Raw genomic sequence first — 20,500 nt, 5'->3', positions numbered from 1 at the left:
GCAGACCCGCTTTGCGTTTCTTCTGGAAACGCTCGCCAAAGAAAAGGCAGCCGATGGCTGCCTTTTGGAGTTAGTGCTGGTAAAACAAGAGCTTAGTCTGAGAACGTCATGTTTCGGGAACCGCGGTTCCAGACCATCTCTTCATGTATGGTCTCCAAGTTGGCTTCACCTTTGACAAACCTTTCTTAATGAAAGGTTTCCAATAAGCGGAATTGATCAACGGCAAAAGCTTGTAGTTTAGCTGCCGCTATCAGACCTTCAGTTCGTCCAGTCCAGCAAAAAGCTTGAGTGCCTCGGGGTTGGCGAGTGCCTCCTGATTTTTCACCGGCCGGCCGTGGACAACCTCGCGCACCGCAAGTTCGACGATCTTGCCGGACTTGGTGCGCGGGATATCTGCGACCGCAATGATCTTGGCCGGCACATGGCGGGGAGAAGCGCCGACACGGATGCGGGTCTTGATCGCTTTGATCAGATCTTCGCCCAAGGCGACGCCGGAGGCGAGGCGGACGAAGAGGATGACGCGCACATCGTCATCCCAGTCCTGGCCGATGCAGAGTGCTTCGGCCACTTCTTCCATCTGCTCGACCTGATTGTAGATTTCCGCCGTGCCGATGCGCACGCCGCCGGGATTGAGCGTTGCATCCGAACGGCCATGGATGATGAGGCCGCCATGTTCGGTCCATTCGGCGAAATCGCCGTGGCACCAGACATTGTCGAAGCGCTCGAAGTAGGCGGCGCGGTACTTGGCGCCATCTGGGTCGTTCCAGAACATGACCGGCATTGACGGAAAGGCCTTGGTGCAGACCAGTTCGCCCTTCTCCCGGCGAACCGGCTTGCCTTCGTCATTCCAGACGTCGACGGCAAGGCCGAGGCCCGCCCCCTGGATCTCACCGCGCCAGACGGGCTGGAGCGGATTGCCGAGCACGAAGCAGGACACGATGTCCGTGCCACCGGAAATCGAGGCAAGCTGGACGTCTTCCTTGATCCCTTCATAGACAAAGGTGAAACCTTCAGGCGACAGTGGCGAACCTGTTGAAGTAATCAACCGCAGGCTCGACAGATCATGGCTCACACGCGGCGTCAGTCCGCTCTTGCGTACTGCGTCGATATATTTGGCCGAGGTCCCGAAGATCGCGAATTTCTCTTTGGCGGCATAGTCGAAGAGCACGTTGCCATCAGGCGCAAAAGGCGACCCGTCGAAGAGGCAGAGCGTGGCGCCGGAGGCTAGCCCGCTCGCCAGCCAGTTCCACATCATCCAGCCGCAGGTGGTGAAATAGAAAAGCTTGTCCCCGGGCTGCAATCCGCAATGCAGGCGATGCTCTTTCAGATGCTGGAGCAGTGTGCCGCCGGCCGAGTGCACGATGCATTTCGGTACGCCTGTCGTGCCCGAAGAGAACAGAATATAGGCCGGATGATCGAAGGGGAGTTGCACGAAGTCGATCGGCTTCGGTTCGTAGGGAGCGATGAACTCCGAAAGCGTCACGCCGCCGGCGGTTTCGCGCGCAACGTCCTGCGCGTTACCAGCATAGTGGACGACCAGCGTCGGCACGTCGAGGCTCTTTGCGACACTTGCCACCTTCGACTTCACGTCCTGCAGCTTGCCATTATACCAATAGGCGTCGCAGGCGATGAACAGCTTCGGCTCGATCTGACCGAAACGGTCCAGCACACCCTGCTCGCCGAAATCCGGAGAACAGGACGACCAGATGGCGCCGATCGAGGTTGCCGCCAGCATGGCAGCTATCGTTTCCGGCATATTCGGCATCATGGCGGCAACACGGTCGCCCTCGCCGATGCCGAGCACGCGAAAGCCCTGCTGGAGCTGTGATACAAGCGCGCGCAACCGATCCCATGACCAGCGGTCTTCGACCTTGTCCTCGCCGCGGAAAATGATGGCATTGCCCTGCCCGCTTCCGCTCAGCAGGTTTTCGGCGAAGTTCAGGCGCGCCCCAGGAAAGAAGCGCGCTTCCAGCATGCGGTCGCCGTGAACGAGAATATCCGCGCCGCGCTCTCCCTTCACGCCGCAGAAATCCCACAATGCCGACCAGAAATTTTCCCGATCGGCAATCGACCAGGCATGCAGATCCTCAAAGCCTTTCAGGCCGACACCGAAGTCTGCGTCACAGCGCTGCATGAAGGCATGGATCGGGCTATTTTCGATCCCATCTTCCGTGGGTTGCCAAAGTGGCTGATTCTCCTGCATTCAATCCTCCTCCCCAATGCAGAACTTATATCATGCTGCATTGCATTATAAAGTGTGCAACGGCGCGATCCGCTGCGCGTTGGATTTGCATATGCCCGGTATTTCATATATCCGGCAAAATCAGAAAATAACCGGTAACCGACTGAAATTCCGGCGGAGCTCATGGGTACGTCAAGAGAAGGCAGATGGCGAAAAAGGATTGGCCCCGCCTCGCGCTGGCTGCCGGCCTTTGCCCGTGTCTCCACGATCGTATTGCTAGCCGGCCTTGCCTTCTTCCTCGCGCTCAGGATCGCCGCGCCCTATCTTATTTCCACCGGCTTCGTGCGCTCCGGCATCGAGGACGCCCTGTCGAAATGGACGGGCTATCACGCCGAGATCAAGGGCAATCCGGTTCTCGAATTCTGGCCGACGCCGCGCATCACGCTAAATGACGTCACCATCCGGCAACCGCGTGAAAGCGGCGACAAGCTGCTCGGCCGCATCGAAAGCCTTTCGGCCGATTTCAGCCTTATCGATGCGCTGCGCGGCCGAACACGCTTCCACCAATTTCACCTGCTGCGGCCCAGCCTCGCGCTGACGCGTGATGAGAATGGTCTGATCGACTGGAGCTACGCCGGCCTTCTGGCGCGGGCCATCGGTGGAGTGCGGGACGACAGCGGCACCGAGGTTCTCGATCCGAAGCTCGACGCCGATATCGGCGCCGTGACGGTCGAGGACGGCATGCTGACATTGACCGACACACAGACGGGCAATGTCTACCGCTTCGACGACGTCGCAGCCGATATCGCCTGGCCGAAGCTGTCGAGAGCGATTTCGGCCGTCCTCATTGCACGGCTCAACGGTCAGGACCTGAAGGTCGATTTTTCCTCGGCTGCGCCACTGCTCGTCTTTGCCGGCAAGAATGCAGAGATGAAGGCCTCGATCGCTTCGAACCTGATGACCGCGCGCTTCCAGGGCGTCGGCAGCATGGTGAGCCTCTCGTCGGTCTCAGGCAATATCAACGCCAGCTTTCCGGACGTGCCGGCCCTCTTGCAATGGTCGGGCCGGTCGATCCCCGGCATCGAGTCGCTCAAGAGCGCATCGGTGACCTCGGACGTGGCGTCGGTATCCAACGGTTTCCGCTTCAACAATGTCAGCATGACGCTGAACGATGCGAGCGCCACCGGAGTGATGGATCTGACCGTTGCACCTGGTAAGCGGCCGAAGATTGGTGGGACGCTTGCCTTCGATCAGATGAACCTCAAGCCGTTCCTCGATGCCTTCGCACTCAGACTTGCGGCCGGCGGCCTGGGCGACATGCTGCTACCGAGCCCTCTCGGACCGCTGCAACTTCTCGATCTGGACGTCCGGCTTTCCGCGCGACAGGCGCAGATGGGGATCTTTTCGCTCGCGGATGTCGGGGCCAGCGTGATCGTCGCCGGCGAGGAAGCGAAATTCGATATCGGCGACAGCCAGTTCGAGGGCGGCGAAATGACTGCCCATCTGGAGGCGACCCGCCGCGATTTCGACGGTGGCGGCAAATTGCAGCTTTCGATCCGCAATGCGGATTTCAATGCTCTTGCCGAAAAATTGCAGCTCAAGGGGCCGCTACCGCATGCGACCGGCTCTCTCGACCTTTCACTGCAGACCCCGAAAGCGATCTGGACGACGGGACTTGCCGATGTCACCGGCAAGCTGAAATTCTCGGCGGGAGCAGGATCCATTCCCGGCGTGGACATTACCGCATTTCGTACTCAGGCTGCGCAGAAGCCTTTCTTCGCCCTGAGCTCTGCCGCAAACGGGTCTTTTGCCTTCAACAAGCTCGATCTCCAGGCCGACTTCACCAACGGCACAGCAGAAATCCACGACGCGCGTTTTGCCGGTTTGGATCAATCGCTGACGCTGTCGGGTCTCATCACTTATGAGTCCAACGGACTTGCGCTCTCCGGCTCACTGGAAGCGACCGACCCGGCCAAAGTGGCCGATCTGCCGCTGCTGCCCTTCTTCATCGGCGGCTCGTGGCCAAACCCGGTCATTTCGCCGGTGCCGCTGTTCAACACACCGACGAAAACCCAGCCCTAACGCCCTTCAGCTTTAAGCAGTCGCCGCCGCAGCCCTCTCATCGCGCTCGCGCTGAACCTCGCGACGCTTGGTAACGACGGATGCGCAGATGACGCCGACCGCCACGATGGCAATCAGGATGGTGCAGACCGCGTTGATCTCCGGCGTCACTCCGAGGCGTACCTGGCTGTAAATCTTCATCGGCAGCGTGGTCGCGCCCGGCCCGGACGTGAAGCTTGCAATCACGAGATCGTCCAGCGACAGGGTGAAAGCCAGGATCCAGCCTGAAAAAACTGCCGGCGATATGATCGGCAGCGTGATTTCGAAAAAGGTGCGCACCGGCGGTGCGCCGAGATCCTGGGCCGCTTCCTCGATCGACTGGTCGAAGCTCAGAAGCCGTGACTGCACGACGACGGCGACGAAGCACATGGTCAGTGTCGTATGCGCCAGCGTAATGGTCCAGAAGCCGCGGTCAAAGCCGATCGCCACGAAGAGCAGCAGCAGCGACAGGCCGGTGATGACTTCCGGCATGACGAGGGGCGCGTAGACCAGCCCTGAAAAAAGGATGCGGCCGCGGAAGCGCGTGAAACGAACCAGGGTGATCGCCGCCATCGTGCCGAGGATCGTCGCGAATGTGGCCGACAGCAGGCCGACACGGATCGTCACCCAGGCAGCATCGAGCAGGGCCTGGTTGGAGAGTAACGAGACATACCACTTGGTCGAGAAGCCGCCCCAGACGGTGACGAGCTTCGATTCATTGAAGGAGAAGATCACCAGAAGCGCGATCGGCAGGTAGAGAAAGGCAAAGCCGAGCACGACGGAGATGATGTTGAAACGGGTCCATCTGAGCACGGCTTATCTCCCTGCCTCATCGGCTTTCGCCTGCACATTCTGGAAGAAGACGATCGGGATCACGAGAATGAGAAGCAGGATCGTCGCCACGGCCGAGGAAACGGGCCAGTCGCGATTGGAATTGAACTCGTTCCAGATCGTCTTGCCGATCATCAGCGTCTGCGAGCCGCCAAGCAGATCCGGGATAACGAATTCGCCGACGGCCGGAATGAAGACCAGCATGCAGCCGGCAATGACGCCGGGGATCGACAGCGGAAAGGTGACGCGCCAGAAGGCCCGGATCGGCGTGCAGCCGAGATCCTGCGCCGCCTCGATCAGCGTGCCGTCCATCTTTTCCAGCGCCGAATAGAGCGGCAGCACCATGAAGGGCAGATAGGAATAGACGATGCCGATATAGACGGCGGTATTGGTGTTGAGGACGATCAGCGGGTTGTCGATGAGATGCAGCGACAACAGAAGCTGGTTCAGCAGCCCCTCCGGCTTCAGGATGGCAATCCAGGCATAGACGCGGATCAGGAAGCTCGTCCAGAAGGGAAGGATCACCAGCATCAAGAGCGTCGGGCGCACGTTGCGAGGCGCCTGCGCCATGCCATAGGCGATCGGATAGGCGATCAGAAGCGTCAGCAAGGTGGAGATGCCGGCGATGACGACGCTCGAGATATAGGCGTTGAAATAGAGCGGATCGTCCGTCAGGTAGCCGTAATTGTCGAGCGAGAAGGTCGAAATCTTGTCCCAGAAACCGGCCCAGCCATCAGCGAGCGTGAAGACCGGCTCATAGGGCGGCATCGCGATCGCCGTCGCCGACAGCGAAATGCGGAACACGATGAAGAACGGCGCCAGAAAGAAGAGCAGCAGCCAGGCATAGGGAATGATGATGACGAGGCGGTTGTAGAAGCGTGCGGCAAGCGTTCCCATGGTCTCAATCCTTCAGCAGGACGCCGCCGTCCTCATCGAAGGAGACCCAGACTTCCTGATCGTAGGTGAAGGGGTCATCGACAGAGCGCTGTGCGTTGAGAGAGGAGGCCTTGACGACATTGCCGTTCGACAATCTGACGTGGAAGACCGTCATGTCGCCGAGATAACCGATGTCCCAGAGTTCGCCCTTGGCGGCATTGATCGAGGCATTGGCGGGCGCCGTGCGCGTGACGCGGAGCTTTTCCGGGCGGATCGCGAAGCCGAGCGCGGCACCGATGGCAGGCGAATCGGTCGAGGCAGTGCGGACCGTGAAGCCGCTGTCGACGGCAATCTCGACAGCACCGTTTGCGGTCGTGGTCACCTTGCCGTCGAAAATGTTTACGTCGCCGATGAAATCCGCAACGAAGCGGCAGTTCGGCGCTTCGTAGATTTCCGCCGGCGTGGCAACCTGCACGACCTTGCCATGGCTCATGACGGCAATGCGGTCGGCCATTGTCATGGCTTCTTCCTGGTCGTGGGTGACGACGACGAAGGTCAGACCGAGGCTCTGCTGCAGGTCCATCAGTTCGAACTGGGTTTCCTCGCGCAGCTTCTTGTCGAGCGCGCCAAGCGGTTCATCGAGCAGCAACACCTTCGGGCGCTTGGCAAGAGAACGGGCAAGGGCGACGCGCTGGCGCTGGCCGCCGGAAAGCTGGTTGGGCTTGCGGGAAGCGAACTGCTCAAGCTTCACGAGCTTCAGCATCTGCGAGACACGCTCGGCCATTTCGTCCTTCGGCATGCCGTCCTGCTTGAGCCCGAAGGCGATGTTCTTCTCGACCGTCATGTGCGGGAAAAGAGCGTAGGACTGGAACATCATATTGACCGGCCGCTTGTAGGGCGGCGTACCTGAAAGATCGGTGCCATCGAGAATGATCTCGCCCGATGTCGGCTGTTCGAAACCGGCCAGCATGCGCAGAAGTGTAGACTTGCCGCAGCCGGAGGCGCCGAGCAGCGCGAAGAACTCGCGGTGATAGATATTCAGCGACAGATCGTTGACGGCGGTAAAATCGCCGAAGCGCTTGGTGACATTCTTGAAGGCAATGAACGGTTTTGCTGATGGATCGGACCAGGGTGCGAATGCGCGGCGAATATTGCCAAGAGACTTCATATTATTCCCCGAAAATACAAGGTTTCAGCCGGCCTCGACCCGGACCGTGAATGGAAAGGCCCGGACGTTTCCGTCCGGGCCGAAATCTCGATTACTGGCCGGTGACGACCTTGGTCCAGATTCGTGTCACCAGTCGCTGCGTTTTCGGATCGAGCGGCGGCACCGTGAAGAGCTTGGCCATGATCTCCGGCGTCGGATAGATCGCCGTATCGTCGATCACTTCCTTGTCGAGGAATTGCTGCGAGGCCTTGTTGCCGTTTGCGTAGAAGACGAAGTTGGATGCCTTGGCGGCGACTTCGGGCTTCATCATGTAGTTGATGAATTCATGCGCCTCTTCGACATGCGGCGCATCCTTCGGAATGCCGAAGACATCGAAGAAAATCTGCGCACCCTGGTTCGGAACCGAATAGTCGACATTCACGCCGGCCTTTGCCTCGGCTGCGCGATCCCGCGCCTGGAAGACGTCGCCCGAAAAGCCGAGCGCAATGCAAATATCGCCGTTAGCGAGCGCGCTGATATATTCAGAGGAGTGGAACTTACGAACGAAGGGACGAACGGCGAGCAGGGCCTCCTGCGCCTTGTTCAGGTCCTCCTGCTTCTTGCTGTTCGGATCGAGGCCGAGATAGGCCAGAACGGACGGAATGACGTCCGTCGGCGAGTCCAGCATGTAGATGCCGCAATCCTTGAGCTTGGCGGCCTTTGCCGGATCGAACAGCGCATCCCAGTTCGGCTTTTCGTCCGTGCCGAGTGCGGCCTTCACCTTGTCGACGTTATAGCCGATGCCGGTCGTGCCCCACATATAGTCGACGGAATATTCGTTGCCCGGATCGAAGGTGGCGACGCCCTTCGTCACGACGTCCCACATGTTCGACAGGTTCGGCAGTTTCGACTTGTCGAGTTTCTGGTAAACGCCGGCAGCGATCTGGCGCTGCATGAAGGAAACTGTGGGAACGACGACATCATAACCGGTGCCGCCGGCCAGGAGCTTGGTTTCCAGCGTCTCGTTGGAATCGAAGGTGTCGTAGACGACCTTGATACCGGTTTCCTTGGTGAAGTCTTCGAGGATCGAGCTGTCGATATAATCGGACCAGTTGTAGACGTTGACGACACGCTCCTGGGCGAAGGCCGGCGCAGCGGCAAGAAGAGCGACAACGGCAACTGCCGTCAGGTTGGTTATTCTTGACCTCATGATATCTCCTGTTTTTTTAAAGGTATCGCGCCCCCGGACACCTCTTATTCCCTCTGGTTTGGCTGCAGACTAGAAAGGAATTTCTACGCCTACAAGCTCAAAATCCTGCGGCGTCAATGATTTCACAATCACTGGAAATCGAAGCTTCCGAGACCGGCAGAGGTCTCGTCCAGAGCGAGTGGACGTGTCAGTGGCGGCTCGGCCCGGAAAAGGCATCCGCGCCTTTCACAAAGACGGCAGGCGGGCCCGACCGCAATTGGTAGAGCATCGCTTCTGCCATAGACCAGACTGTCGCGCAGGGCGGCATCGCAGCCGATCAGCAGAGCCGTGCGCCGCGCCCGTTCGCCGTACTCCACAACCGGCCCTTCGAGCGTGCGCGCGATCGTCAGGAAAGCCGACCCGTCAGGCATGGTGACCGTCTCGGACAACACCCTGCCCGGCTCAAGAAAGGCGGTGTGGACATTGAGCTTCGGACAGTTGCCGCCAAAGCGGGCCTGCGGAAAACCCTGGGCGCCCGTTCTGCGAATGACATGGCCCGCAGCATCGGTTTCCATCAGGAAGAAGGGAATGCCGGCAGATCCGGGACGCTGCAGCATGGCGAGGCGCGAGGCGGCCTGGCCGAAGGAGACAGCGAAACGGGCGCGGATGAGATCGATGTCGTATCGGGTATTCTGGGCGGCAAGAAGAAAGGCCCCGTAGGGCATCAGTAGCGCGAGCGCCGCAGTCCGCGTCAGCTCGAAACGGGCAATGCGCCGCGCCTCGTCGGATGACAACGGCAATTCGTCAAGCGCGGCTTCGATTTGAGATCTTAGCGCGAGCCTTGCGACTTCGATGGCTATTTCCTGCGCCTGGTCCGCCCCCGATAGACGCTCGGACAGAAAAAGACGCATTGAGTGACGATCGAAACGCCGGCGCAGGTCCGGCATGACATGGACAGGCAGAATCCGGACGCTGATCCCCCGATCGCTCTTCAGCCAATCCTTCAGACCGGGGCCACCGGCGAGGCCGTTGGCAAAGCCTTCCGCCGCCGCGTCTATCTCGCCGAAATAGGCGGGGCGGCGCTCCAGCACTTCCCTGACCTCATCCAGAGGCAGGCGGCCGGAGGCGACGGGCGCAGGGCCTTCGCCCGCCATCAAGGCCGTCAAATCGGAAAGCCGGGCAGTCTGCTCGCGATAGGCCCGGTAGAGCTTGATCATACCGCCAGCCGCATTGGGCGCGGCATCAGCCACTTCGACAAGCTCCTGATCACCCGGCAGTTCACCCGACAGCAACGGATCGGCGAACACTTCCTTCAACTGGCCAAGACCGCCGGCGGTTTCGCCCTGTAATTCCTCAAGATCGATGCGGTAGACGGAAGAGAGCTTGAGCAGCAGTTGCACCGTCAATGGGCGTTGATTGCGTTCGATCAGATTCAGGTAGGAGGGGGAGATTTCCAGCGCCTCGGCCATGGCCGTCTGCGTCAGTGCCAGCGCATTGCGGATGCGCCTGACTTTCGGTCCCGCAAATATCTTCCGCTCCGCCATGTCACATCCTTTACATGCCGCAATTTACAATCTTTTACAAAGTTACAAATTCATTCTGTAAATCCTTCTCATCCTAACCTCTTTCCTCGTCTGAAATCAAAGGTTTTTCTGGCCATTTTGTTCGTTTCTGTAAAATCTGTCATCAGCGCTCAAGCGTTGAAAGCCAAAGAGGAGATTGGCATGACAGATTTTTACAAACTCATCCGTAATGCCCCCGAGGGACGTTTTGCCGGTATCGAGCGGCCCTATTCCGTTTCCGATGTCGAATGCCTGCGCGGCTCGGTGGCACTCCGCTACACGCTGGCCGAAATGGGAGCTCAGCGCCTGTGGCAACTTCTGCATGAGGAGGACTTCGTCAACGCGCTTGGCGCGCTTTCCGGCAACCAGGCCATGCAGATGGTGCGCGCCGGGCTGAAAGCGATCTATCTTTCCGGCTGGCAGGTCGCCGCTGACGCCAATACCGCGTCGTCGATGTATCCGGATCAATCGCTCTATCCCGCCAATGCCGGGCCGGAGCTTGCCAAACGCATCAACCGCACGCTCCAGCGCGCCGACCAGATCGAGACATCCGAAGGCGACGGGCTTTCGGTCGAAACGTGGTTTGCACCGATCGTCGCCGATGCCGAAGCCGGTTTCGGCGGGCCGCTCAACGCTTTCGAGATCATGAAAGCCTATATCGAGGCGGGCGCAGCCGGTGTTCATTTCGAGGATCAGCTTGCCTCGGAAAAGAAATGCGGCCATCTCGGCGGGAAGGTGCTGATCCCGACCGCCGCCCATATCCGCAATCTCGATGCGGCTCGGCTTGCGGCCGATGTCATGGGTGTGCCGACGCTCGTCGTCGCCCGCACCGACGCAGAAGCCGCCAAGCTTCTGACTTCAGATATCGACGAGCGCGACCAGCCTTTCGTCGATTATGATGCCGGGCGAACGGTCGAGGGTTTCTATCAGGTGCGCAATGGGCTGGAACCCTGCATTGCGCGTGCCGTCGCCTATGCACCGCATTGCGACCTCATCTGGTGTGAAACGTCGAAGCCGGATCTGGAGCAGGCGCGCCGCTTTGCCGAAGGCGTACACAAGGTGCATCCCGGCAAGCTGCTTGCCTACAATTGCTCGCCGTCCTTCAACTGGAAGAAAAATCTCGACGATGCGACGATCGCCAGGTTCCAGCGTGAACTCGGGGCTATGGGCTACAAGTTCCAGTTCATCACGCTCGCCGGGTTCCACCAGCTGAACTACGGCATGTATGAGCTCGCCAGCGGCTACCGCGAGCGGCAGATGGAGGCCTATTGCGAGCTGCAGCAGGCGGAATTCGCAGCTGAGCCACGCGGCTATACCGCCACCAAACATCAGCGCGAAGTCGGCACCGGCTATTTCGACGCCGTATCGCTGGCGATATCCGGTGGCCGCGCCACGACCACGGCCATGGGAGAATCAACCGAACACGCCCAGTTCAAACCGGCTGCCGAGTAGAGGAGGAAACGACATGGCATCCATTGCGCGCGTCCGCGAACGGACGGAAGAGCAGGCAAGCAGCATGACGGACGATCAGCAAACGCTGATCCGTATGCTCGCCAACGATCTGCACAGGCTGAATCTATCGGTGATGAAGGCGGTCGAGGCCGGTGTTTCGGTGGAGCTTGTGCGCTCCGCCCGTCATCATGGCGGTGACGGAAACTGGGGAGATCTGCTGATCCCAGTCATCGTCGCCAACAGAAATTAGGCTTAAGGTCCGGTGACAAAGACCACCGGACCTACGCTATTTGACGCAATTGTCAGCAGAACGGAGTCGCGGCATAATTGAGCATATCTTCGAACGGAACTGCATATGCCCGGTTCGCCGCACGCAAAACTCGAAGTTCTGACCGATCTGATCTATGGCGCGCTCTTCGGCGAGACGTCGTGGCAAGCCTTTCTCGATGCCTTGGCCGCGACGATGCCGGATGCCAAGTCGACGTTGTTTTTCCACGATGCCATCGCGCGCACCGGCGGCCTCTCGCTTTCCTCCGGTCTCGCGGAAAAGGAAAGCGAGGCCTATAACCGCTATTACGCAGCCATCAATCCCTGGATGCCGCGCGCCGCCACCCGGCCGATCGGCCTTGGCGTGATCGCCGACCAGATGCTGCCGCGCGAGCAGCTCCTCAAGACGGAATTCTACAGCGATTACCTTCGCTGGATCGGCTGCGAAAGCAGTGTCGGCGTGACGATCATGCGTGAACGCGGACGCTCCTTCAATCTTTCGACGCTGACCTCGTCTTCCGATCCGGATTTCAATCGCAGCAATGCCGAACTGCTCAGCGACCTGGCGCCGCATCTGCGCCGAACCTTCGATTTCATTCGCCGTGAGCACCGCGACCCTCATAATAATGAAAACGGATTGGCGCTCTTCGATGCGATCGGCGTCGGCATCGTCTATATCGGCGAGGATCAGAATATCCGCTCCATCAACAGTGCGGCTGAGAGGATGATCGCCGAGGGCGAGGCGATAGGCGTCACCTCGACCGGGCGGATCATGATCAATGACGGCGAGCTCGCTTCCCGTCTGTCGGTGCTGCTGCGCCACCGCTTGCAGGCAGCTTCGCCGGCGAGCACGCTGATCAGGATGAAGAATTCCAGCTTCAAATGCACGCTGGTGAAGATGCAATCGGATTTCATCACCCAATTTCTCGAGGGACCGACGGTGGCGATGATCATCGAGCGGATGAGCGTGCCACTGCGGCCCGATCTCAATGACGCCCTGCCGCGCATCGATCAGCTGACGGCAGCCGAAATGCGGATCGCTGCCGGCATCGCGGCGGGCCTGTCGCTGCGCGAGGTCGCACGGACGAACGATGTCAGCTACGAGACGGCGCGCTCGCATCTCAAGAACATCTATTCGAAGCTCGGGGTGAACAGCCAGGTGGGGCTTGTGCGGCGGCTGATGCCGTAACCCAATTCCGGCTAGCCGCGGCTGGCGCGCTTGCCTGCGAACAGGTCGGTGTAGCTTTTCAAAAGCTTCGTCATACGGTCGGCGACCGTGCGGATTTCCGGGCGGTGACGATCCTCGGCATTCATGACGATCCATTGGCGATGACGCAGTTCCGGCAGTTCACCGCCGCATCGTTCCAGTTCGGGATCGAGATCACCGACGAAACAGGGCAATACCGCCTTTCCCGCCCCCGCACGCACCAGATCCGGCAGGGAACGCGGACGGTTGACGGTCGCGACGATGGCCGATCCTGCATTCTGATAGGGCCAGCGCAGGTAAGAGGAGATTGCATCCTCCGCGCCGACGGCGATCCATCTGGCATCGTCCCGGCTGGCATTGCGCCTGACATAGACCGCATAGGCGACTTCGCCGAGCAGGCGGGCGGCGAGATTGCTTTCGTCCGGCTCGAAGGCACGGATGCCGATATCGCTTTCCCGGTAATTCAGGTTCGCCCTCGCTTCGCCGATGGTCAGCGCGATGCCGAACGCGTCCGCCGGCATGCGGATTGCCGAAAAATTCTCCGTCAGCAGCCAGGAGATCCATGTACCGGCCGTGATCCTGACGGTGCCCCCGCCCTCGGACGATTGCCGCCATGCGTCGACCTTGCGAGCGGCGGCCTCCATCTCCTGCAGGTGATCGACGAGGATCTGGCCATCTGATGTCAGGCGGTAGCCTGTCTGGCTGCGGTGAAAGAGTGCGCGCCCGAGCTCCTGCTCAAGATCGAGCATACGCCGGCCGATCGTTGCCGGGCTCAAAGCAGTGGCGACGCTTGCGCCCGTCAGGCCGCCAGTGCGGGCGACGTGCAGGAAGAGCTGATAGGAATCCCAGTTACTGTTTTTCATGAGTGAAAAACATAATGGGATTTCGCCTGTTTAAGAAGCGAATTTTGATGTGTAGATCAGTTGATGTCCACAAACGAAAGGACATCACGATGATTGAATGTTTCCTGATCGCCGATATTGCCGGCCGGATGCAGCGGGCAAGATTGCCGCAGCGAACGAGACGCGACCGGATAAAGGAAGAAGACGCATTTTACGACAACGCGGGAAGCAGCCCCGTGGTGCGATTTGCAGCCTGGCTGATGCTGCCGGCGGAGGCCGCCGGTCGCACGAAGGTGCGGCCCGGCAAAGCCGAATCTGGCTGTCAGGCCGCCTGTCTCACGCGGCCATGAGCGGCAGCGCCTTCGGCCAGCCGGAACTGCTCGATCAGCGCCATCAGCATGTCGGCCTCTTCCGCCAGCTGGCGGCTCGCCTGCGTGGCTTCGGCAACCATCGAGGCATTCTTCTGCGTCATCTGGTCCATCGCATTGACGGAACTGTTGACGTCCTGAAGGGCGGCGGACTGGTCACGGCTTGCCGTAGCGATGGTCTCGACATGACCGCTGATTGCGATGATCTCGTGGCTGATCGAGGCGAGCACGCTGCCGGTCTTCTGCACCAGTTCCGAACCTGCATTCACCTCGCGGGTCGACTGGTCGATCAGCGTCTTGATCTCCTTGGCGGCATTGGCCGAGCGCTGGGCAAGCTCACGCACCTCCTGCGCGACGACGGCAAAGCCCTTGCCGGCCTCACCGGCACGCGCTGCCTCGACACCGGCGTTCAAGGCCAGAAGGTTGGTCTGGAAGGCGATGTCGTCGATAACGACGATGATCTGTTCGATGCGCTGCGAGGCATCTTCGATGCGGCCCATGGCAGCGACCGCGTCGCTCACGACAGCACCGGAACTGTCGGCCGTCCGTTTGGTCGCGGCAACCACATTGTTTGCCTCATGGGCGCGTTCGGCCGATGAGCGGACCGTGACGGTGATCTCTTCGACGGCAGCGGCCGTTTCTTCAAGGCTTGCGGCCTGCGATTCCGTGCGTTTGGAGAGTTCGTCCGCCGAGGCCGAAACCGAACCGCTGTTGCGCTGGATGGAAGCGGCACTGGCGCGAATGCGTGTCAGCGTATCCTGAAGGCGCTCGAGCGACGTGTTGAAGTCCATGCGAAGCTGTTCAAGCCGGCCGACGAAAGGGGTTTCGATCATCTGCGAGACATCGCCCTGTGACAGGCGTCCCAGACCCGCGGCAAGCTGATTGACGGCAAAATCGATCTGGCCGTCGAGCGTGCGCTTCTCTGCATCGTTGCGGCTGCGTTCGGCATCGTTCAGGGCTCGCTGTTCGGCTGCCTGCGTTTCCAGTTGCTGGCGAGCGACTGCGCTGTCGCGGAAGAGAGCAAGCGCGCGGCCGATCGCACCGAATTCGTTCTTCTTTTCGACACAGGGAATAGCACTGGCAAGATCGCCCGAGGAAATGGCATGCACGCTCGATGTCAGCGCCTGCATCGGCTTTACGGAGCGACTGATCGCATAGAAGGCGAGCACACCAACGAGCAGCATCACCACCGCACCGACACTGAGAACCAGCATCTGCAATTGGTTCATCCGCTCATAGTAGACTTCCATGGGTATGCCGATGAAGAGGATGCCGATCGTGGAACCGGAGGGATTCTTGACCGGGAAATAACCGGTCATGAACTTGCGGCCGAAGAGGTCCGCCGGCCCGTAATAGGCATTGCCCTGAGCAAGCACGGGCTGGGCCGGATGATCGGCTGCGAGCTTCGTGCCGACAGCACGGTCGCCATTTTCCTTCTTCACATTGGTGGAGACGCGAACGTAGTCGCCTCCCTGTTTTTCGAAAATGGTGGCGACACCGGCAATCGACTGCGCCGTGCGGTCAACCAGTGAATAGTCGCCGAAGGCCGGGATCTTGTCTTCGGTTACGCCTGCCAGTGCGTTGTTCATCACATCGACGCGGACATCAGCGTCGCTTGCGCCATAAAGAACCGCCATCGAACGGCTCGCATCCTTCGCATCGGAGACCGCACTCTCCATGACATAAGTGCCGAGATTGTAATAGGTCACGCCGACAATGGCCGCAGTACTGACCGCAAGCAGGAACAGCGTGATCGCAACGATCTGACGCACAATGGACGTTGAGAAGAAGAGCGGCATCTGGAACCCCTGGCAAACACAACCGGTATCGGGTTCATAAGAATGCGTTAGGGAAAATTTTCCCTTAACGCAGGGGCGCCGGAGGCTCTTTACTTAGCTTTTTTCAAATTTAGTATGACTTGATGGGCACACAAGTCGCCCGCAGGGAAGAAAAGTTTCAATCTTCCGATTTTTTGCGCAATCTATGCGCGATTTAATCGAGAAGCAAAAACGGCCCCGAAACTGGGGCCGTTGGTCTTGCAGGCTGAATGTCGGATCAGGCGGCGCGATACATATGCATGTCGCTGTCGCCGTCGATCTTGAACTGCTGCACGAGGTGCAGCAACGCGTCTGCCTCGTTTGCGAGCTCGCGGCTTGCTGCAGTGGTTTCTTCCACCATTGCAGCGTTCTGCTGGGTCATCTGATCCATCTGGTTGACAGTGGAGTTGACTTCCTGCAGCGCGCTCGACTGGTCGTGGCTTGCGCGGGCGATCATTTCGACGTGCTGGCTGATCGTGACGATCTGGGCACTGATCTTCGCAAGAACCGTGCCCGTTTCCTGTACGAACTGCGAACCGGAATTGACCTCGTTCGTCGATTTGTTGATGAGACCCTTGATCTCCTGCGCGGCAGCGGCAGAGCGCTGGGCGAGTTCGCGCACTTCCATGGCAACGACGGCAAAACCCTTGCCGGCTTCACCGGCGCGAGCCGCCTCGATACCGGCATTGAGTGCGAGCAGGTTGGTCTGGAAGGCGATCTCGTCGATGACGCCGATGATCTGCTCGATCTGGCGCGATGCGTCTTCGATGCGGCCCATCGCATCGATCGCATTGTTGACGACGACGGCGGAGTCGTCGGCGCTGCGCTTGGCCTGACGGACGATCTGATCGGCATCCTTGGCGCGTTCGGCGGAGGAGCGGACCGTGACGGTGATCTGGTCGACGGCGGCGGCGGTTTCTTCCAGTGATGCAGCCTGCTGCTCGGTACGCTTGGCGAGATCCTCAGAGGACTGGGCCATCTGGTTGCCGTTGCCCTGGATCATCTGCACGTTGTCGCGGATCTGGCTCATCGTGGCCTGCAGGCGCATCATCGAGCCGTTGAAATCCTGACGGAGCTGTTCGAGACGGCCGATGAAGGGCGTGTCGATCGTCGTCGAGATATCGCCCTGCGACATGCGCTCGAGACCGGCGGCAAGCGCGTTGACGGCATACTCGATCTGACGGTCCATCTCGCGCTTTTCGGCATCGTTGCGCTGACGCTCGTGCTCGGCGGCCTGACGCTCTTCGTCGCTCTGCTCCTCGATGCGGATCTTGGAGATGGCATTTTCCTTGAAGATGCCGAGTGCGCGGGCCATGTCGCCGATTTCGTCGTAACGCTTCTCACCTGAGATGCTGGTGTCGAGCGCTCCTTCGGCGATGCGGCGCATGGCGGCGGTGATCTGGGCGATCGGCCGCTGCAGCGTCAGCACCAGCGCAATGCCGCCGACGATGGAAACCAGGATGCCGAGTGCGGTCGTGCCGACGGAGATGCTGTTGGCCTGATCACGCTCGGTACCGGCCGACTGTTTCTGCTCTTCCGCGAAGCTCGTCAGCTGACCCCAGACACCATCGAGTTGCTGGCGTGCGGCGACGTAATCGCTCGTACGCTGATTGATCACGTCGACAAGGCTCTGTGCGCCCTTGTCCATCGAGGCGAGAGCGGGTGTGATCGCGTCGACAATATCACCGGCGAAATTCATGCCCTTGGCGCTGGCCTGAAGGGTATTGAGCATGGTGTTGAGCGTGGCGATTTCCTGGTTCAGACGAACGCGATTTTCCTTGCTCGGCTTGGCATTGAAATCGGCAAGCACGAGCTGCAGCGAATAGATGGAGCTTTCAAGGCGCCGTGTATCTTCCAAAACCGAGTTGGTCTGGGCGATGCGGCTGTCGAGCTCCACGAACGTTGTCGTCGCTTCACGCATCATCTGCGTGGCGGTGAGCTGAGTGTAAGTCGACATCTGGCGGAAGCGGGAAACAAGACGGCCGAGATTTGCAACGCCGTCGTCCGTGCCAGCCTCGGGCGCCGCCGCCTGAGCCTTCAGGTCGCTAACGGTCTGCGCCATGGACTGCGTCATGCTCTTCTGGTTCTGCGGGACGGAGATTTCGATCATGCGCTGCGCCTTGATGATCTGAGGCAGCGCATCGGTTACGACCTTCAGCTTGTCAGGCGAAGTCTGGGCCTTGTTGAAATCATTCATGGCGGCTGCGAGCGCATCGCCGCCCTTTAGCAGACGATCGGCAGCGCGCAGCGTTGCCGTCGCGTTGCCTTCGTCGGTACGGATGTTTTCTTCCAGCTGCTTGGCATCGTAGCTGACGTTGAAGCGGTTGGTGATCATCACCTTCTGGGCGTCATCGATCTGCTTGCGAAGAGCCATTTCCTGTTCGTGCAGGGTCCAGAGCTTGCCGACGGTATCAGAAATGCCGTTGGTTCCCTCGATCGCCGCCTGCAGGTTATCATGGCCGGAATTATCGCCGATCTGCGCCATGGTGGCGTCCAGCGTCTGTCCCTGCGCCTTGATGTCGGCATAGAGCTTGTCGCGCGCTTGTTCGTTGGTGGTCTGCAGGAAGTCGTCCATCGAGGCGTAGAGATCCTTGAACCCACTCAGCGACTGGAGAACGCTGTTGGAAATCTCCATCCGGCCCTGCAGCAGACCGGATGCATAAAGGCCGGTCAGACCGACGGCGGATATGGTGACGACGAAAGGCAGAACAAAAATCAGAACCTTTGTCTGAATCTTGAAACGAGAAAGAATCTTGTCAATGAACATGGCGCGCCGTGCCTTTCATACACCACTCCTCCCGCCGGCAGCCTTCTGGCGCCAGCCGGGTGCATATCGAGCTGATCTACTAACAGTTGGGAAGACCCTGGAACGGGCGGCAATCATTGCCGGTTCATTTCCGGCGGGGCCGGAAATACCCAAATATTCGTCTACAATGTGTCAGATTAGATATTAATTTTCGGATAAGCGGTGAGAGCGCGTTAGCCGTGATCGCACAATAGTTGCAAATTGCACGCTGCGGGATCGCGATATATCAGTCGCGACACCGAACATTTCCATTTCAAGCTGCGGAAAGATCAGATGAAGTGGGAAAGAAGAACTGCAACGCTGGCGGCGGTTGCGCCGGCGGCGAGCATCAGATAGCGCAGAGTTACGAGCTTCGTATCAGGCTTTGCCTGGGCAATTGCAATGGCGCGGGCGCGTCGAGTGTTTCTGTTCATTGCGAAACCTCACTTCTGTCTAAACACAACAATCCAACAAAACGGCTTGTCGGTAAAGCTTAATTTAGGAACGACTTTGCCAACCTACCATTGAGACAGGATGGCGCAGGCAATCTTAAGAAGTCTTGAATCGGCAAAAAGGTTTCACGCCTACAAATATTGGCATTTACAATGTCTCACCGGCGGCAAATCCGGAGGCCCAGGCCCACTGGAAATTATAGCCGCCGAGCCAGCCGGTCACATCGACACATTCGCCAATGAAATAAAGGCCGGGAACATCTTTCACCTGCAGGCTGCGTGAATCCAGGGCGGCCGTATCGATGCCGCCGAGCGTGACTTCCGCGGTGCGGTAGCCTTCGGAGCCGGAAGGCTTCAAGGACCAGTTCTGTGCCGCATCTGCCAGCCTGGTCAGCAGCTTGTCGGAGAGGTCGGCCATGTTGCCGGTGACGCCCTCGCGCTCGACGATATGTTGCGCGAGGCGCTTCGGCAGGATCTCGCCGAGCGCGGTCTGCGCGGACTGACGTCCGTTTACCTGTTTCGCCTTTTTCAGGTGCGCGGCGATATCGATATCCGGTTCGATATCGACAGTGATCGCATCGCCCTCCCGCCAGTAGGAAGAAATCTGCAGGATGGCTGGACCACTGAGGCCGCGGTGAGTGAAGAGCAGGGCTTCGCGAAAGGCGGTCTTGCCATGACGGATTTCGGCTGGCGCGGAAATACCTGAAAGCGGCGCGATGCTCTCGAGCAGGATTGAATCCAGCGTGAGAGGCACAAGGGCGGGGCGGGTCTCGGTAATAGCCAGGCCGAACTGCTCGGCAATGCGATAGGCAAAACCGGTCGCTCCCATCTTCGGAATGGATTTTCCGCCGGTCGCGATGACGAGCGAGGAAGCTTCGAACAGGCCTTCCGATGTCGCAATGCGGAAGCCGCCGTCAGTCTTTTCAACGCCCGATATTTCGACACCGAGATGCCAGGCAGCGCCCGCTGCGCGCATCTCGTCGAGAAGCATGAAGATGATGTCCTTGGCGCTGTTGTCGCAGAAAAGCTGGCCAAGCGTCTTTTCATGCCAGGCAATGCCGTGACGATCCACCATGGCAACGAAATCGGCCGGGGTGAAACGGGCAAGCGCCGACTTGCAGAAATGCGGATTGGCGGAGAGGAAGTTCTTCGGGCCGGCATTGATATTGGTGAAGTTGCAGCGGCCGCCGCCGGAAATGCGGATCTTCTCGCCCGGCGCGCGGGCGTGGTCCAGCACGGTGACGGAGCGACCACGCTGTCCGGCGCGGATGGCGCACATCATGCCCGCGGCACCCGCCCCGATGACGATCACATCGCTCCTGTGCCGCACAATCCGTTTTCCCTGCTGAAATCGCGTCTTCTTTTTCCATCAGAGGGCGAAAGTCAACGCCTTTGCCCCCCTCGCCAATTGCCAAACTCCGGT

The 20,500-nt window shown here is 59.6% G+C and carries 16 protein-coding genes; 5 read left to right on the top strand and 11 right to left on the bottom strand.

Annotated features, from left to right (window positions below; genetic code table 11):
- Positions 1 to 250 precede the first annotated feature (250 nt).
- Complete coding sequence (locus LVY75_13105; GenBank protein ID XAZ24155.1) at positions 251 to 2,203, bottom strand: acetoacetate--CoA ligase; 1,953 nt, start codon at positions 2,201 to 2,203, stop codon at positions 251 to 253.
- Between the two features lie 162 nt (positions 2,204 to 2,365).
- On the opposite strand from LVY75_13105, the gene LVY75_13100 reads away from it, so the two are divergent.
- Positions 2,366 to 4,264: an AsmA family protein gene (locus LVY75_13100; protein XAZ24154.1), complete on the top strand. Its 1,899-nt coding sequence runs from the start codon at positions 2,366 to 2,368 to the stop codon at positions 4,262 to 4,264.
- Between the two features lie 12 nt (positions 4,265 to 4,276).
- On the opposite strand, the gene LVY75_13095 is transcribed toward LVY75_13100, so the two are convergent.
- From LVY75_13095 to LVY75_13075, 5 genes are all read right to left on the bottom strand, one after another.
- Positions 4,277 to 5,095, bottom strand: coding sequence for an ABC transporter permease (locus tag LVY75_13095; protein XAZ24153.1), 819 nt, complete (start codon positions 5,093 to 5,095; stop codon positions 4,277 to 4,279).
- A gap of 3 nt (positions 5,096 to 5,098) precedes the next feature.
- Positions 5,099 to 6,010 (bottom strand): ABC transporter permease subunit, encoded by a 912-nt coding sequence (locus tag LVY75_13090; GenBank protein ID XAZ24152.1) that lies wholly within the window; start codon positions 6,008 to 6,010, stop codon positions 5,099 to 5,101.
- A 4-nt stretch (positions 6,011 to 6,014) separates the two neighbouring features.
- A complete protein-coding gene (locus LVY75_13085; GenBank protein ID XAZ24151.1) occupies positions 6,015 to 7,157 on the bottom strand; it encodes an ABC transporter ATP-binding protein in 1,143 nt (380 codons plus the stop codon).
- A 91-nt stretch (positions 7,158 to 7,248) separates the two neighbouring features.
- The gene (locus tag LVY75_13080; protein XAZ24150.1) at positions 7,249 to 8,346 is read right to left on the bottom strand and encodes a polyamine ABC transporter substrate-binding protein; all 1,098 of its coding nucleotides are present in this window, start codon (positions 8,344 to 8,346) and stop codon (positions 7,249 to 7,251) included.
- Between the two features lie 128 nt (positions 8,347 to 8,474).
- The gene (locus LVY75_13075; protein XAZ24149.1) at positions 8,475 to 9,869 is read right to left on the bottom strand and encodes a short-chain fatty acyl-CoA regulator family protein; all 1,395 of its coding nucleotides are present in this window, start codon (positions 9,867 to 9,869) and stop codon (positions 8,475 to 8,477) included.
- A gap of 180 nt (positions 9,870 to 10,049) precedes the next feature.
- On the opposite strand from LVY75_13075, the gene aceA reads away from it, so the two are divergent.
- The 3 genes from aceA to LVY75_13060 all read left to right on the top strand — a co-directional run bounded on the left by aceA (position 10,050) and on the right by LVY75_13060 (position 12,795).
- Positions 10,050 to 11,339 (top strand): isocitrate lyase, encoded by a 1,290-nt coding sequence (gene aceA, locus LVY75_13070; protein XAZ24148.1) that lies wholly within the window; start codon positions 10,050 to 10,052, stop codon positions 11,337 to 11,339.
- A gap of 13 nt (positions 11,340 to 11,352) precedes the next feature.
- Positions 11,353 to 11,589, top strand: coding sequence for a hypothetical protein (locus LVY75_13065; GenBank protein XAZ24147.1), 237 nt, complete (start codon positions 11,353 to 11,355; stop codon positions 11,587 to 11,589).
- A 105-nt stretch (positions 11,590 to 11,694) separates the two neighbouring features.
- Positions 11,695 to 12,795 (top strand): helix-turn-helix transcriptional regulator, encoded by a 1,101-nt coding sequence (locus LVY75_13060; protein ID XAZ24146.1) that lies wholly within the window; start codon positions 11,695 to 11,697, stop codon positions 12,793 to 12,795.
- 11 nt (positions 12,796 to 12,806) lie between these two features.
- Here the strand turns inward: LVY75_13060 and LVY75_13055 are convergent, their stop codons facing one another.
- On the bottom strand, positions 12,807 to 13,676 hold the full coding sequence (locus tag LVY75_13055) for a LysR family transcriptional regulator (GenBank protein ID XAZ24145.1): 870 nt from the start codon (positions 13,674 to 13,676) through the stop codon (positions 12,807 to 12,809).
- A gap of 14 nt (positions 13,677 to 13,690) precedes the next feature.
- Between LVY75_13055 and LVY75_13050 the strand changes: the two genes are divergently transcribed.
- The gene (locus LVY75_13050) at positions 13,691 to 14,005 is read left to right on the top strand and encodes a hypothetical protein (GenBank protein XAZ24144.1); all 315 of its coding nucleotides are present in this window, start codon (positions 13,691 to 13,693) and stop codon (positions 14,003 to 14,005) included.
- Here LVY75_13050 and LVY75_13045 read toward each other — a convergent pair.
- From LVY75_13045 to LVY75_13030, 4 genes are all read right to left on the bottom strand, one after another.
- On the bottom strand, positions 13,978 to 15,822 hold the full coding sequence (locus LVY75_13045; GenBank protein XAZ24143.1) for a methyl-accepting chemotaxis protein: 1,845 nt from the start codon (positions 15,820 to 15,822) through the stop codon (positions 13,978 to 13,980). The two genes, LVY75_13050 and LVY75_13045, sit on opposite strands and share 28 nt — an antisense overlap.
- A gap of 256 nt (positions 15,823 to 16,078) precedes the next feature.
- Positions 16,079 to 18,607, bottom strand: a complete 2,529-nt coding sequence (locus LVY75_13040) for a methyl-accepting chemotaxis protein (GenBank protein ID XAZ24142.1) — start codon at positions 18,605 to 18,607, stop codon at positions 16,079 to 16,081.
- A 308-nt stretch (positions 18,608 to 18,915) separates the two neighbouring features.
- Positions 18,916 to 19,059, bottom strand: a complete 144-nt coding sequence (locus tag LVY75_13035) for a hypothetical protein (protein ID XAZ24141.1) — start codon at positions 19,057 to 19,059, stop codon at positions 18,916 to 18,918.
- 166 nt (positions 19,060 to 19,225) lie between these two features.
- Positions 19,226 to 20,407, bottom strand: a complete 1,182-nt coding sequence (locus LVY75_13030; GenBank protein ID XAZ24140.1) for an NAD(P)/FAD-dependent oxidoreductase — start codon at positions 20,405 to 20,407, stop codon at positions 19,226 to 19,228.
- Between the last annotated feature and the right edge of the window lie 93 nt (positions 20,408 to 20,500).

Origin of the sequence: Sinorhizobium sp. B11 (assembly GCA_039725955.1) — a bacterium.
Classification (GTDB): Bacteria; Pseudomonadota; Alphaproteobacteria; order Rhizobiales; family Rhizobiaceae; genus Rhizobium.
This window is presented reverse-complemented; position numbering and strand designations above follow the sequence as displayed.

What these genes read in the sequence shown, in the direction of transcription:
- LVY75_13090 (XAZ24152.1), bottom strand. Translation starts at nt 6,010, where the DNA reads ATGGGAACGCTTGCCGCACGCTTCTACAACCGCCTCGTCATCATCATT.
- LVY75_13050 (XAZ24144.1), top strand. Translation starts at nt 13,691, where the DNA reads ATGGGATTTCGCCTGTTTAAGAAGCGAATTTTGATGTGTAGATCAGTT.
- LVY75_13085 (XAZ24151.1), bottom strand. Translation starts at nt 7,157, where the DNA reads ATGAAGTCTCTTGGCAATATTCGCCGCGCATTCGCACCCTGGTCCGAT.
- LVY75_13035 (XAZ24141.1), bottom strand. Translation starts at nt 19,059, where the DNA reads ATGAACAGAAACACTCGACGCGCCCGCGCCATTGCAATTGCCCAGGCA.
- LVY75_13065 (XAZ24147.1), top strand. Translation starts at nt 11,353, where the DNA reads ATGGCATCCATTGCGCGCGTCCGCGAACGGACGGAAGAGCAGGCAAGC.
- LVY75_13100 (XAZ24154.1), top strand. Translation starts at nt 2,366, where the DNA reads ATGGGTACGTCAAGAGAAGGCAGATGGCGAAAAAGGATTGGCCCCGCC.
- LVY75_13055 (XAZ24145.1), bottom strand. Translation starts at nt 13,676, where the DNA reads ATGAAAAACAGTAACTGGGATTCCTATCAGCTCTTCCTGCACGTCGCC.
- LVY75_13105 (XAZ24155.1), bottom strand. Translation starts at nt 2,203, where the DNA reads ATGCAGGAGAATCAGCCACTTTGGCAACCCACGGAAGATGGGATCGAA.
- LVY75_13045 (XAZ24143.1), bottom strand. Translation starts at nt 15,822, where the DNA reads ATGCCGCTCTTCTTCTCAACGTCCATTGTGCGTCAGATCGTTGCGATC.
- aceA (XAZ24148.1), top strand. Translation starts at nt 10,050, where the DNA reads ATGACAGATTTTTACAAACTCATCCGTAATGCCCCCGAGGGACGTTTT.
- LVY75_13060 (XAZ24146.1), top strand. Translation starts at nt 11,695, where the DNA reads ATGCCCGGTTCGCCGCACGCAAAACTCGAAGTTCTGACCGATCTGATC.
- LVY75_13040 (XAZ24142.1), bottom strand. Translation starts at nt 18,607, where the DNA reads ATGTTCATTGACAAGATTCTTTCTCGTTTCAAGATTCAGACAAAGGTT.
- LVY75_13080 (XAZ24150.1), bottom strand. Translation starts at nt 8,346, where the DNA reads ATGAGGTCAAGAATAACCAACCTGACGGCAGTTGCCGTTGTCGCTCTT.
- LVY75_13075 (XAZ24149.1), bottom strand. Translation starts at nt 9,869, where the DNA reads ATGGCGGAGCGGAAGATATTTGCGGGACCGAAAGTCAGGCGCATCCGC.